Annotated in this window: 13 protein-coding genes; 5 read left to right on the plus strand and 8 right to left on the minus strand. The window is 36.6% G+C overall.

What is annotated here, in order from left to right:
• From bshC to rpmB, 6 genes are all read right to left on the minus strand, one after another.
• Positions 1-1,305, minus strand: a 1,305-nt coding sequence (gene bshC, locus ACIQ0D_RS02175) for a bacillithiol biosynthesis cysteine-adding enzyme BshC (protein WP_395802670.1), incomplete at its 3' end; no start/stop codon positions are given.
• 44 nt (positions 1,306-1,349) lie between these two features.
• Positions 1,350-2,684 (minus strand): 30S ribosomal protein S12 methylthiotransferase RimO, encoded by a 1,335-nt coding sequence (gene rimO / locus ACIQ0D_RS02180; RefSeq protein WP_395802672.1) that lies wholly within the window; start codon positions 2,682-2,684, stop codon positions 1,350-1,352.
• Positions 2,685-2,695: 11 nt separating this feature from the next.
• Positions 2,696-3,661: a signal recognition particle-docking protein FtsY gene (gene ftsY / locus ACIQ0D_RS02185; protein WP_395802674.1), complete on the minus strand. Its 966-nt coding sequence runs from the start codon at positions 3,659-3,661 to the stop codon at positions 2,696-2,698.
• 111 nt (positions 3,662-3,772) lie between these two features.
• The gene (locus ACIQ0D_RS02190; protein ID WP_291403679.1) at positions 3,773-3,940 is read right to left on the minus strand and encodes a DUF4295 domain-containing protein; all 168 of its coding nucleotides are present in this window, start codon (positions 3,938-3,940) and stop codon (positions 3,773-3,775) included.
• Between the two features lie 63 nt (positions 3,941-4,003).
• Positions 4,004-4,186 (minus strand): 50S ribosomal protein L33, encoded by a 183-nt coding sequence (gene rpmG, locus ACIQ0D_RS02195; RefSeq protein ID WP_079703649.1) that lies wholly within the window; start codon positions 4,184-4,186, stop codon positions 4,004-4,006.
• Between the two features lie 101 nt (positions 4,187-4,287).
• A complete protein-coding gene (rpmB, locus tag ACIQ0D_RS02200) occupies positions 4,288-4,521 on the minus strand; it encodes a 50S ribosomal protein L28 (protein WP_291403673.1) in 234 nt (77 codons plus the stop codon).
• 218 nt (positions 4,522-4,739) lie between these two features.
• On the opposite strand from rpmB, the gene acs reads away from it, so the two are divergent.
• Positions 4,740-6,653 (plus strand): acetate--CoA ligase, encoded by a 1,914-nt coding sequence (gene acs / locus ACIQ0D_RS02205; RefSeq protein WP_395802677.1) that lies wholly within the window; start codon positions 4,740-4,742, stop codon positions 6,651-6,653.
• A 301-nt stretch (positions 6,654-6,954) separates the two neighbouring features.
• Entirely contained in the window at positions 6,955-7,143 is a 189-nt protein-coding gene (locus ACIQ0D_RS02210) for a CsbD family protein (RefSeq protein WP_395802710.1), read from the plus strand.
• 361 nt (positions 7,144-7,504) lie between these two features.
• On the opposite strand, the gene ACIQ0D_RS02215 is transcribed toward ACIQ0D_RS02210, so the two are convergent.
• Positions 7,505-8,512 (minus strand): proline iminopeptidase-family hydrolase, encoded by a 1,008-nt coding sequence (locus tag ACIQ0D_RS02215; RefSeq protein ID WP_395802679.1) that lies wholly within the window; start codon positions 8,510-8,512, stop codon positions 7,505-7,507.
• A 371-nt stretch (positions 8,513-8,883) separates the two neighbouring features.
• Between ACIQ0D_RS02215 and surE the strand changes: the two genes are divergently transcribed.
• The 3 genes from surE (at position 8,884) to ACIQ0D_RS02230 (ending at position 12,925) form a co-directional block, all read left to right on the plus strand.
• Complete coding sequence (gene surE / locus ACIQ0D_RS02220) at positions 8,884-9,666, plus strand: 5'/3'-nucleotidase SurE (protein ID WP_395802681.1); 783 nt, start codon at positions 8,884-8,886, stop codon at positions 9,664-9,666.
• Positions 9,663-10,772, plus strand: coding sequence for a lipid-A-disaccharide synthase (gene lpxB / locus ACIQ0D_RS02225; protein ID WP_395802683.1), 1,110 nt, complete (start codon positions 9,663-9,665; stop codon positions 10,770-10,772). The genes surE and lpxB overlap by 4 nt, the downstream gene beginning before the upstream one ends.
• A 470-nt stretch (positions 10,773-11,242) precedes the next feature.
• On the plus strand, positions 11,243-12,925 hold the full coding sequence (locus tag ACIQ0D_RS02230; RefSeq protein ID WP_395802685.1) for a gliding motility-associated C-terminal domain-containing protein: 1,683 nt from the start codon (positions 11,243-11,245) through the stop codon (positions 12,923-12,925).
• A gap of 42 nt (positions 12,926-12,967) precedes the next feature.
• Here ACIQ0D_RS02230 and ACIQ0D_RS02235 read toward each other — a convergent pair whose 3' ends face one another.
• Positions 12,968-13,468, minus strand: a complete 501-nt coding sequence (locus tag ACIQ0D_RS02235; protein ID WP_395802686.1) for a DUF2911 domain-containing protein — start codon at positions 13,466-13,468, stop codon at positions 12,968-12,970.
• Positions 13,469-13,631: the final 163 nt, after the last annotated feature.

Consider the following 13,631-nt stretch of genomic DNA (forward strand, 5'->3'; position numbering starts at 1 on the left):
GCTACGTAATTTTATTTTTTCAAATATTGAACTTAGCTCATGCCACTCATCTTGTAGGTTGAGGGTTTGTGTGCTATGATTTAAAACCCATTCATTTTTTAATAGTTCCAGTTTTTTGAAAATATCTATCGTCTTGATATTGAGTCGATTAAGTTTATTTTCTAAGTTCAACGTACTAAACATTGCCGAGTTTCTCAAAAGTAAAATTGGGAATTCGATGTTGTAATGATCAAAATTTTGCTTGAGCTGTAGCCAATAAATTATTTCGGCACCACCTCCAATATAGGCTAGGTTAGGTAGGATGATTTCCTGATAAAGAGGGCGCATCACTACATTGGGACTAAAACGTTCGGGTTGTTCAGCAATTTCTTGTTTTAATTGCTCTTCGCTGAAGCTGATATCCGTGTTTAGTACTGAATATGTATCATTTTCAAAAACGATACGTTCTCTTAAACCATCTTTAAGATAAAAAAAGTTTATTTCTCTAGGATTTACCTGAGCTTCAATACCCTGTTTTGCTAAATTATGATTGGTGTCCGTAATGTGCTTGAAGCTGTTTTGTTCAATGATATCTTTTGTGATGATCGATGAAAATTGACTCTTTAATCGTCTATCATCGGCATCAAGAATAATAAGTCCGTATTCCTCAAAAAGTGCATTAACAAGAAATCTGGTGGCATCCGACAAGTTGGAGTGTTCGGTATAGGCCTTTTGGATGAGATTACTTAGCAATCTGGCATTTTCAGAAATTCCCAAAACTTGTTGGTATTCTCTGCAAGTTTTCTCAATTCCCGATGTTTTGATTCTTCCGGTGGCGCCGGATGTATCATGATCCCAACTGATTTTTTTACCTGCAATGATGGTATGATTTATTTCGGCAAAATCATGGTCTTCGGTGGCCATCCAATAAACAGGAACAAAATTTTTATCCGGAAAATTGGTTTTTAGCTCCTTTGCAAGGTTTATTGCTGTTACAATTTTGAAAATAAAGTAAAGCGGACCCGTGAAAAGGTTGAGCTGATGGCCGGTGCAAACGGTGAATGTATTATCTTTTTCTAATAATTGGATGTTCGCTTCAACACTTGGATGTAAAGGCGATTGAATATTTGAATATTGATTTCGCAATACATCTACGAGGATAGTTCTGTTAGCGCTTACTTTTTTACGGGCAATTAGATTTTTAAAACCTTCAATTGTAGGGTTTTCTGTGTAGAAGTGCGCTAATTGAGGATCATTCGCTAGGAGGCGAATTAGTCCCTCTGAAAAGCTCTGAGTTTCACTATAATCTATGTAAGTCGCCTTCATTTTCAACGAAAATAACGCAATTTAATTAATTGCGGAGAACAGATCTATATTTTGACAATTTGACCATAGAGATCGAAATCCTCGGCACGGTCAATTTTTACATTTACGAAAGTCCCGGGACTTGCATAACTTATTCTAGCATCGATTAAAACTTCATTATCTACCTCAGGTGAATCAAATTCGGTACGTCCGACTAAGTAATTATCTTCTTTTTTATCCAGTAGGACTTTAAAAGTTTTGCCAACTTTATCTTGATTGATGTCGAATGAAATTTCTTGTTGAACATTCATGATTTCTTCCACACGTTCTTGCTTTACTTCCTCAGGAACATCATCGTTGAGGAGATGAGCATGCGTTTTTTCTTCATGCGAGTAGGTAAAGCATCCTAAGCGGTCGAAGCGGCTTTCACTTACCCATTCCTTCATTTCTTGGAAATCTTTTTCCGTTTCGCCGGGGTATCCACAAATTAGAGTGGTTCGCAAAGCGATATTTGGTACTTTATCACGAATGGAATTTACTAAATCGATTGTTTTTTGGCGTGTAATTCCGCGGCGCATGGAGCTCAACATATTATCGCTGATATGCTGAAGTGGCATATCTAGGTAATTACAGATGTTTGAGCGTTCGTTCATCACATCTAAAATATCCATTGGGAAACCAGATGGATAGGCATATTGTAAGCGAATCCATTCGATGCCATCCACATCTGATAAATTACGCATTAGATCCGCCAAGTTTCTTTTATTATAAAGATCTAATCCATAATAAGTTAGGTCTTGAGCGATAAGAATTAATTCTTTTGTGCCATTTTTTGCTAGGAATTTTGCTTCTTTCACCAACTCGTCGATTGGTTTAGAAACATGCTTTCCACGCATTAAAGGAATTGCACAGAAGGAGCAAGGTCTATTGCAGCCTTCAGCAATTTTAAAATATGAAAAGTGGGAAGGAGTAGTTAACAAACGTTCGCCTACTAATTCATGTTTGTAATCAGCACCGATAGAGCTTAACAGATTTTGAAGATCATTGGTTCCGAAAAAGGAGTCTACATTTTTAATTTCAGCTTCCAGCTCAGGCTTATATCGTTCAGATAAACAACCAGTTACAATTACTTTGCCTACTTTTCCTTGATCTTTTAGTTCGCTATATTGTAGAATAGTATCGATCGATTCTTGCTTGGCATTATCGATAAATCCGCAGGTATTAATAACAATTATATCGTCTTTATGCAGCTTTTGGTCTTCATGTACTACATCCATTTGGTTGCCGCGTAATTGGCCCATTAGGACTTCCGAATCGTGAATATTTTTGGAGCAACCGAGTGTAATTACATTTACTCTAGGCTGCACTTTGTTAACTTCTTTGCTAATCTTGGTCTTCATGCTGCTCTTGCCTAGCTTTTAAATAGGGAGTTTACGAACTCTTTTTTATCAAATAGTTGAAGATGTTCGATTCCTTCACCTACACCGATGTATTTCACCGGAATTTTAAACTGATCGGATATTCCGATAACGACACCACCTTTGGCGGTACCATCCAATTTGGTTAGTGCTAAAGCATTAACTTCGGTTGCTTGCGTAAATTGTTTGCATTGTTCAATAGCATTTTGACCAGTTGAAGCATCTAAAACAAGGAGAATTTCATGAGGAGCGCCAGGGACTACTTTTTGCATCACTTGCTTAATTTTGGTAAGCTCGTTCATTAAGGCAATTTTATTATGTAGTCGGCCGGCAGTATCAATAATTGCCACATCATCCCCATTTGCTACGGCCGATTGGAGGGTATCGAAAGCGACAGATGCAGGGTCAGATCCCATAGGTTGTGCTACGATACGTACTTGCACACGTTCGGCCCAAAGCTTTAGTTGATCAACGGCAGCGGCTCTGAAAGTATCGGCAGCACCTAATACAACTTTATTGCCTGCAGCTTTAAGTTTATGCGCTAATTTGCCGATAGTAGTAGTTTTACCTACCCCATTAACACCTACAACCATAATTACGTATGGTTTATGATTACCATATTCAAAATTGCGGAAGTCGTTACTATTATTTTCGGCTAAGAGATTTTGAATTTCCGAACGTAGTAATTCATGTAACTGGGATGTGTTTATATATTTATCTTGAGCCACACGAGCTTGTAAGCGCTCAATAATTTTTAGAGTAGTTTGTACGCCAACGTCAGAATTGACTAAGATTTCTTCGAGTTCATCAAGAACGTCATCGTCAACGCTTGATTTTCCGACAACAGCTTTGGTGATTTTGGAAAATAAGTTCTCCTTAGTTTTTTCTAAGGTTTTATCCAGCTCTACCTGCTCTTCAACGTTGCTTTCTTTCTTTTTGAAAAAGTCAAATAATCCCATGGCTCTGAATTTGTTAAACCCACTGACGTGGGGAAAAAGTATATGTATTGTAATGAAAAAAGCCCCCCAACGATTAGACGCGGGCGGCTTCCTTCAAATAAAAATAGCTATTTATTTAGAGGTGTTAATTCCAGCAATAGCGTCTTTTACGTGATCGTTGTGAACGATAGTTTCTTTGAATGAATAAGCACCAGACTTAGGTGATTTAGTCATTGTAATAACTTTTGAATATTCTTTACCAGCACCTGTTTTCAGGGTTGCAACTACTTTCTTTGCCATTTCTGTATATTTTTTAGGTTTATTGTTTTATAGGGATTGAAAAAATCCCTTGTTCAATAAATATTACTTTATTTCTTTGTGAACAGTCACTTTTCTTAACACCGGATTGAATTTCTTCAATTCTAGACGCTCAGTTGTGTTCTTTTTGTTTTTAGTTGTTACGTAACGAGACATTCCAGCCATGCCACTTTCTTTGTGCTCGGTACATTCTAAAATAACCTGAACTCTATTACCTTTCTTAGCCATTGTATTATTTTTTACGTTGTATATTTATTTGTTAGCAGGAAAAGCAGAAATGATTTGGTTAATAATTAAACAAATATTTTGCTTTTATCTGGCTTTAACTACTATATATACCCTTTTTTAACGAATTTATTAATTACAGCAGTGATGCCATTTTTACTGATGGTTTTGATCGCTGAAGTAGAAACCTTCAAGGTAATCCATCTGTCTTCTTCAGGAATGTAAAACTTTTTTACATGAAGGTTAGGATAAAATTTACGCTTAGTTTTTACGTTTGAATTAGAAACGTTAAAACCGTTCATTGCCATTTTTCCTGTTAAATCACAAATTCTCGACATGACTATATGTGTATCTTAATTTTTAAATCAATTCTCTAAAGAGTTTGCAAATATCGGGAGAAAAAATCAGATACGCAATACTTTATCAATAATTTTAGACTTTCTCTGAAAATGAGTACTTAGTTTAGCTTTTTGTGTAATTTTTTTGACTCTAAATTAGGCTAGAAGCTCTCAAAATGATATTATTGTATATTAAAAATTATTGAACAAAAATAAAAATGGATCTCCGAATTAATTCTTTTGACGATTACAAACGCATTTATGATTATAGTGTAGCTGAGCCCGAGAATTTTTGGGCTTCGGTAGCCGACACATTTTATTGGCAAAAAAAGTGGGATAGTGTACTGGATTGGAACTTTACTGAACCCAATGTAAAATGGTTTAGTGGGGCAAAGTTAAATATCACTGAGAACTGTCTTGATCGTCATTTAGCTATTGACGCTGATAAAACAGCGATGATTTGGGAGCCAAATGATCCTGAAGAACATTATCGTTCTTTTACTTATAAAGAGCTTCATTTTAAAGTTGTACAGTTTGCAAATGCGCTTAAAAACAATGGAGCTAAAAAAGGAGATAGAATCTGTATTTATATGCCAATGGTTCCAGAATTGGCCATTGCTGTATTGGCTTGCGCTCGTATTGGTGCTATACATTCTGTGGTATTTGGCGGTTTTTCGGCCCAGTCTATTGCCGATAGAATAAACGATGCCCAATGTAATTTGGTAATTACTGCCGATGGTGGTTTCAGAGGAAATAAGGATATCCCATTAAAAAATATTATTGATGATGCTATTGTACAGTGCTCATCTGTGAATAGAATTATTGTTTTAACACGTACGCGGACACCTGTATCTATGATTAAAGGTCGCGATGTGTGGTGGGAAGATGAGATTAAAAAGGTTGAAACACAAGGAAACCCAGACTGCCCGGCAGAACCAATGGATGCAGAAGATCCTTTATTTATTTTATATACATCGGGTTCAACCGGAAAGCCAAAAGGAGTGGTTCATACCTGTGGAGGTTATATGGTTTATACTGGTTATACTTTTAGAACAGTATTTCAGTATCAGCCTGGCGAGATTCATTTTTGTACCGCCGATATTGGTTGGATTACTGGTCATTCATACATTGTTTACGGTCCCCTTTCACAAGGTGCTACCACTTTAATGTTTGAGGGTGTGCCAACTTGGCCTGATGCAGGTCGTTTTTGGGAGATTGTAGATAAATACAAAGTCAATATTCTTTATACCGCACCAACGGCTATTCGTTCATTGATGAGTTTTGGTGATGATCCTTTAAAGGGAAAAGATTTAAGCTCTTTAACTAAATTAGGTTCTGTTGGTGAGCCTATTAATGAGGAGGCCTGGCATTGGTATAATGATAAAATTGGAAAAGGTAAATGTCCGATTGTGGATACGTGGTGGCAGACTGAAAATAGTGGAATTTTAATTTCTCCGATTGCAGGTATTACTCCTACAAAACCAGGCTATGCCACTTTGCCATTACCGGGAATTCAGCCTTGCTTGGTTGATGAAGCTGGCGCAGAGTTGCAAGGGAATGGTGTAAGTGGCAATTTGTGTATTAAATTCCCATGGCCAGGAATTATTCGCACCACTTATGGCGATCATGAGCGTTGCCGCCTGACTTATTTCTCTACCTATCAAAATATGTATTTTACGGGTGATGGTTGCTTGAGAGATGAGGATGGATATTATCGTATTACTGGTCGTGTAGATGATGTAATTAATGTTTCGGGGCATAGAATTGGAACTGCAGAGGTCGAAAATGCGATTAATATGCATGCTGATGTGGTAGAAAGTGCAGTTGTAGGCTACCCACATGATATTAAAGGACAAGGGATTTATGCTTATGTGATTTTAGGGACTTCCACGCATGATCATGACTTAACTAGAAAAGATATACTTCAGACGGTTGCTCGTATCATTGGAGCAATTGCAAAACCTGATAAGATTCAATTTGTATCGGGTTTACCAAAAACTCGCTCGGGTAAGATTATGAGAAGAATTTTGAGAAAAATTGCTGAAGGTGATGTTTCAAATCTTGGCGATACTTCTACACTGTTAGATCCTAATGTGGTTGAAGAGATTAAAGAAGGGGCTGCTATTTTATAATTTTAGTTGTCGGGGCAACCCTTGCGGTTGCCCCTCTATCATTATCAACTGTCTAATAACATTTGAAAATAGTTGGGATTATCAGTTGTCTGGTTGGCTGAGATTCTCGAAGCTAGGCTTGCGATATCTGAATCAGTATTTAGTACAAAGTATTTAATTAGAAGTCATTTTTTTTTAGTTTGTACATCAGTCCTTAGTCTTTACTCCATATTCCTTGCTCCCAATCACATCAATCCCGAACTAATTAAAACCTTCTTCCTGATAATTTGTTATTTCATAACATTTAAACACATATGTTATGATAGATAAATTAGAGATAAAAGGAAACTGGAATGTTTTAAAAGGCAAGATTAAACAAACTTATGCCGACCTTACGGATGATGATTTAAAGTACGTAGAGGGCAAAGAGGATGAGCTATATGGTCGTTTACAGAAGAAAACTGGTAAGTCGCGACAAGAGTTAATCGAATGGATTAATAGCTTAAATTAATTTCATGAACTCCGCTGATTTTATCAGCGGAGTTTTTTGTTAAGATATGTGCTACGATGAACATCGTACAGAGGATTGTTCTGGTAAACAATTAAAGACAAATTTTTGCGATTTTGCGTCTTAGCGAGAATTTAATTCTGTGTCTCGCAGAGGCGCAGAGAGGCAAAGGACTGGAGGAAAGAAAATAGAGAAATCGTCTGGTACGGTGATAACACCGACCAGAGGAGCTGTACCAATCGATTCGATTTTGCGTCTTAGCGAGAATTTAATTTTGTGTCTCGCAGAGGCAAAACCGCAGATGATGGTCTAGGGCAATTAAGAGAATTGCTGGTACAGACAAGCCCGACTTCAGGAAAACATTCTATTTGCCAGCATTAACCTTATTTATAAAGGAAATTACGCCCTCCATGTAAATTTTTTGGTCATCCCACATAGCAAGATGGCTACCGTTTGGACAGTAAAGGTAGGACCCATTTTGCACCAATTTACTTTGTTCTTCCATTGCTTTCGGATCCATAGTATCATATTTGGCACCAATCATTAGAGTTGGAACAGCAATCTCATTTAATCTATTTTTAATATCCCATTTCTCTAATAGTCCGCTAATTCCGAATTCACTTGGTCCTTGCATTTGTACATAAATCGAGTTATTGCCATGTTTAAATGAACGATTAACGGCATCAGGCCATTCTTTTAAACGACAAATGTGTTTGTTATAAAAGTTTGGAATTAGTAATTCCATATAACGTGGATTGCTAAAATCTTTTTTTGCTTCGATGGCTCTAATTTCCGCTAAAACCTTAGGGTCCATTTGCTTCGCTAACACATCAGCCGCATATTTCCCATATTCAGGTGCGCTTGCAACCATGTTTGATACCAAAAGACCTTTCATGTTTTTTTGATATTTCAACGCATATTCCATTCCTAAAATACCACCCCAAGAATTACCTAAGATGTAAAAATTAGACTCGTCAGCTCCAATAGCTTTTCGCACTTGCTCAACTTCCTCCACAAAACGATCAATCTTCCAGAGTGTAGTATCTTTAGGTTGGTCGCTATAATAGGAACCTAATTGATCATACTCATAAAATTCATATCCTTCTCTTTGGAAGAAGGTTTGAAAGCATTCCATGTATTCATGTGTCATTGCTGGGCCGCCATGAAGTAAAAGGATTTTAATTTTAGGATTATTCCCATAACGTTTTGTCCAGACCTTGAAGGTCCCTGAAGGAGTTTGAATAGGAATCATTTTTACCCCAGCAGCTTCTATACTATCTGAGTAGGTAAAATAACTTTTTAGTGTTTCTGCTTTTTGTGTACAGGCATTCAGTGTTAGAATAACAAGACATAATAAAATTAATTTTTTCATGAAATGGTGTTTTTTATTGATGTATTTGGCATATGCCCATAAATAATAATTATGTGTAATAGATTCTTTGTTTTTGCTTTTTTATTTTGAAAAATTTGAAGATCAAAGTCTAAGTGTTTATTTCAATACATATATGTTTAATTAAAAATAGATAAATAATTTAAAATTGATTCTAATTATATCTTTTTGAATTCTTTATGAATTTTCAGCATTAGACAGGAAATTGAAAAATGCCTAATTTTTTTTGCATGGCCTAGTGAAAGGTCGCGACTTTGTCCTTTATATTTTAGTCATGTTGTGTTGTTAGGCGGACAGGTCGCGACCTGTCCCTACATCCGATCAATTCAATTTTCTTTCGTATTTTCGTCCAAATGAAAAAAACGATACCAACTATCTTGGTGGTGAATGATGATGGAATCACGGCGCCAGGAATAAAAGTTCTAATTGAAGTGATGCAAAGCATTGGCCATGTGGTGGTTGTAGCACCTGATGGTCCGCAATCAGGGACTGGCCATGCCATAACCATTGCAAAGCCATTACGTCTTGATAAGGTGGATTTATATGAAGGAGTGGAGATGTATAAGTGCTCCGGGACTCCAGTAGATTGCGTGAAGCTTGCTGTTAACAAGGTTTTTAAGGGTAAAAAACCTGACTTATGTGTTTCTGGGATTAACCACGGACTAAACAATTCGATTAATGTTTTGTATTCTGGGACTATGTCGGCGGCTGTTGAGGGTGCTATTGAAGGTATTCCATCTATTGGTTTTTCCTTAGATGATTTTTCTAATGAAGCTGACTTTAGTCACACCAGAAAATACATTGAAATCATCACCAAACAAGTTTTGGCTAATCATTTACCAATAGGAACGCTTTTAAACGTGAATTTTCCAAGAGGAGCAAGTTTGAAGGGTATTAAAATCTGTCGCCAAGCTAATGCAAAATGGGCTGAGGAGTTTGATGAACGTACAGATCCTCATAGAAGAAAATATTATTGGCTAACAGGAGTTTTCCAAAATAATGATCATGGTGAAGACACGGATGTGTGGGCTTTGGAAAATCATTATGTATCGATTGTTCCTGTACAGTTTGATATGACTGCCCACCATGCTATTCCGATTTTAAATACATGGGATTTTAATTTTATAGAAGTATGAATTATTACCTCATTGCCGGTGAAGCCTCAGGTGATTTACATGGGTCAAATCTGATGAAAGCTTTGAAGCAGCATGATGCACAAGCCACTTTTAATTATTTTGGTGGTGATTTGATGAAGGCAGAGGGTGGAAACCTTCGAAAGCACTATTCAGAAATGGCATTTATGGGTTTTGTTGAGGTAATAGCTAATTTGGGAACCGTTTTGAGAAATATCAAAATGGCCAAGCAAGATATTTTAGATAAAAAACCGGATGTACTCATTTTAATAGATTTTCCAGGTTTTAACTTAAAAATTGCAGAATTCGCTAAAAAGCAAGGCATACCTGTCTTTTACTACATCTCGCCAAAGGTTTGGGCATGGAATCAAAAGCGGGTATTAAAAATAAAGAAGATTGTCGACCGTATGTTTTGTATTCTTCCTTTTGAGGTTGATTTTTACAAATCATGGGGCATGGAGGTAGATTATGTGGGAAATCCACTACTCGATGCCATCGCTTTGAATAAAGCAGATGCTCATTTTAAAACCAAGCACGGTCTAGATGAAAGGCCCTTAATTGCGTTTCTTCCTGGAAGCAGAAGGCAGGAGCTGGAACGTGTTTTACCGGAAATGCTGAAGGCGCTTGATCGTTTTCCGGAATTTCAATTTGCTATTGCAGGGGCACCATCCTTCTCTGAAAAGGATTATCATAAATATTTAGCACATCATTCGATACCTATTATATTTAATGATACCTATAATTTGGTATTAAATGCAGAGGCTGCGGTGGTTACATCGGGGACAGCCACATTGGAAACTGCATTATTAAAAACCCCTCAGGTGGTGGTTTATAAGGGGAATGCCATTTCTATAGGTATTGCCCGTATGTTGGTCAACATAAAATATATATCGCTAGTCAATTTAGTGATGGATAGTCAGGTAGTTAAGGAGCTTATTCAAGAAGATTGCTCAGGCGATAAAATTAGTGCTGAAATTGATCTGATGGTAAATGATGAGGCCTACAGGTCACGCATGTTAGAGAACTATGAGAAGCTGGCCTTGAAAATGGGTAGTGCAGGAGCTTCTGAGCGTGCCGCAGAATTAATGATGGGCTATTTAAAAGCTTAATTTACCCATTACCGAAAATTTTTCTTTAATAAAACCATTTAAATTTTTAGTTGTTTTAATCATATAATAGCTTAGATTTTTATCCAAAAAGAGCGATTATTTTTTTGTCTTTGAATTAAAATAAAGTGGATAGAAACCATTTTTTATTTTTTTGCGATGCTTTTACCGTTCAAAAACTATTTTGTGTATAATTTTTGAAATTTTAGTCTCTGATTTTGTTTTCATTGTTTATTTTTTTTATTTAAAGTTAAATTAAATTATTCCAATAAAAACCTATTTTATGACCTTTTATGGCACTATTCTTTAACGCGAATGCTTGTTTTTATTATGTTTCGTAATTTTATTTTATTAATATTTATCTATTAAATTAAATTTTTGTTTTTATTAGAAATTTTTGTATATTAAGGTATTGAAAAAGCAGATGAATTTTAGACGATACGACACATATATGTGTTTTAATAAGAATCCTTATGTTCCGGAACTTGGCACTTATGTTTTTACTTGTTTTTGCACTAATCCAAGTGCGAGCACAAGTAATTTCAGCTTGTCCGGAAAACATTGGATTTGAGTCTGGGACCTTTGCCAATTGGGAATGTTTTAGAGGTTTGCTGCCCCTTACAGGTGATAATTCGGCAAGTCAGGCTCTTGTATCTAAAATTCATCTTAGTCCCACAAATCCCATTCCTGGTTTACATACTTTGATAAAAAATACGGTCCAAAGGGATCCATACGGAAATTTTCCATTAAAGTCGCCAAATGGCAGTAGTAACATTGTTCGTTTAGGGAATGATTTAACAGGCAGGGGGGTAGATCGTATCAGTTATACTATAAAAGTCCCTGCAGATTTAGAGTTTTATTCTATAACTTTTAATTATGCAGTTGTTTTTCAGAATCCTAATCATAAACATGAGGAGCAACCAAGGTTTACAGCTCGTGTTTTCGATGTTGCCACTGAGAGTTCAACTGATTGTGGTTCATTTGAGTTTGTTGCCAGTGGTGGCTTACCTGGTTTTCTTGCTTCACCTAAAGATCGAACAGTATTGTATAAGCCATGGGCTCCAGTTTTGGTAAACCTTACTACTTATTTAGGGAAAACTATCCGTTTAGAATTTACGGCTAGTGATTGTTCTCGCGGGGGGCATTTTGGTTATGCCTACGTAGATTTCAATGAGGATTGTTCTGTTCCTGTAATGGGGAATTTGACATGTACGGGTAAGAATACAGTAACATTAAAAGCATTACCTGGATTTGCTTCTTACCGTTGGTTTGATGTATCACGAAATATTGATCTTGGGACTTCCGAAACATTGAAGATGACGCCTGCACCGGCGGTTGGGACTAAGATTGGCATTGAGTTGGTGCCTTATCCAGGTTTGGGCTGTACTCAAATATTATATACCACTATTCAGGAGGTTGGAATGACCATTCGTGATCCTTTGGCACGATGTACTTCTGTGGACCTTACAGACTCGGCTTTACGAGAAGGAAATAGCTCTGATTTAAGCTATAGTTATTGGAAGGATAGTCAGGCGACCATACCATTATTAAAGCCCGAGGCGGTTTCAAAAAGTGGCACTTATTATGTTAAGGGTTTTAGTTCATCAGGTTGTGCAATTGTTTTGCCTACTCAAGTGAGTATTATTGAACTTCCAAATGTTCAGTTAGATTTAAAATTTACAGCAAATTATCCTGAAACGGTTGATTTAACGACACGAAAAATCCCTTCTTTAGATGTGGCATATAGCTATTGGTTGGATGCAGCGGCAACAATTCAGCTGAAAGAACCAGAGCGTGTAAGTCGCCCAGGAATCTATTACATCAAGCTAAGCAGTGAAAATGGCTGTACGAAGGTGTTAGCGGCAAGTGTAGAAATATATGCTTCAAAATTATCCGTACCTACTCTATTTAGCCCTAATGGAGATCAGATGAATGATTTATTTACCATTTTTATTAACGAAGAGATAAAAGTTAGTGAGTTCAGGATTTTTAACCGTTGGGGAGAGGTTGTTTTTCTTACACGTGATATTAACAATTATTGGAATGGATTTAGGGAGAATACGGAGGTGCCTAGTGGAGTTTATTATTGGGTGTTGAAGGGAATAGTAAATTCGAAGCCCTATTCGAATTCTGGAAATGTAATGCTGATCAGGTAAAAACCCCATGAAATCTCAATGAAGATCTCATGGGTTAAAAATTTATTTTACGTTAAAATTAACTTGGTGATCCCCCCAAGCTAGAGAGACAAGTCCTGTTTTTGCAATAGTAAAAGTAAGACGTTCTGTAAAGCTCGCTGATTTACCAGGTTTTACTTTCACACGAAGAACATCATCTGCTTCGCTATAAGCCGTACCACTTACATTTGATTTACTATTAAAGATGATAGTCCACTCTTTTTCACCAGGGATAGTCCAGATACCATATTTTCCCGCTTTTAAAGCTTTACCTTCAACTTTAACATCTTTAGATACTTCCATCCAAGTGGCTTCATTTGCGCCTGTACGCCAAACTTTTCCATAAGGAGCGATATCTTTTCCGATAGTTCTACCTTTAACGGCTGGCTGACTGTAGTCGATAGTGATTTTTACCCCTGCAGAAGTAGTTTCAGAAACTTTAGCCTGTGGGCTAGGTCTTTGAGCGCATGCTGTGAAGGCGCTAAATAGACCTGTAGTCAAAAATAAAAAGATTGCTTTTTTCATGTTTATTTTATTGGTTTTTAACAAATATAGGAAAGGTACTTTAGAAAATTTAACATCAATAAGATTATTACGATAAAATTAGATAAAGTTTTAATTAGGTCGAATTGCGGTTTTACATCTATTAATTGATTTTAATTCAGCTTTATATTTAGAACAATTTTCT

The sequence above is a fragment of the Daejeonella sp. genome, assembly GCF_044342615.1.
In the GTDB taxonomy this organism is placed as follows: Bacteria; Bacteroidota; Bacteroidia; order Sphingobacteriales; family Sphingobacteriaceae; genus Daejeonella.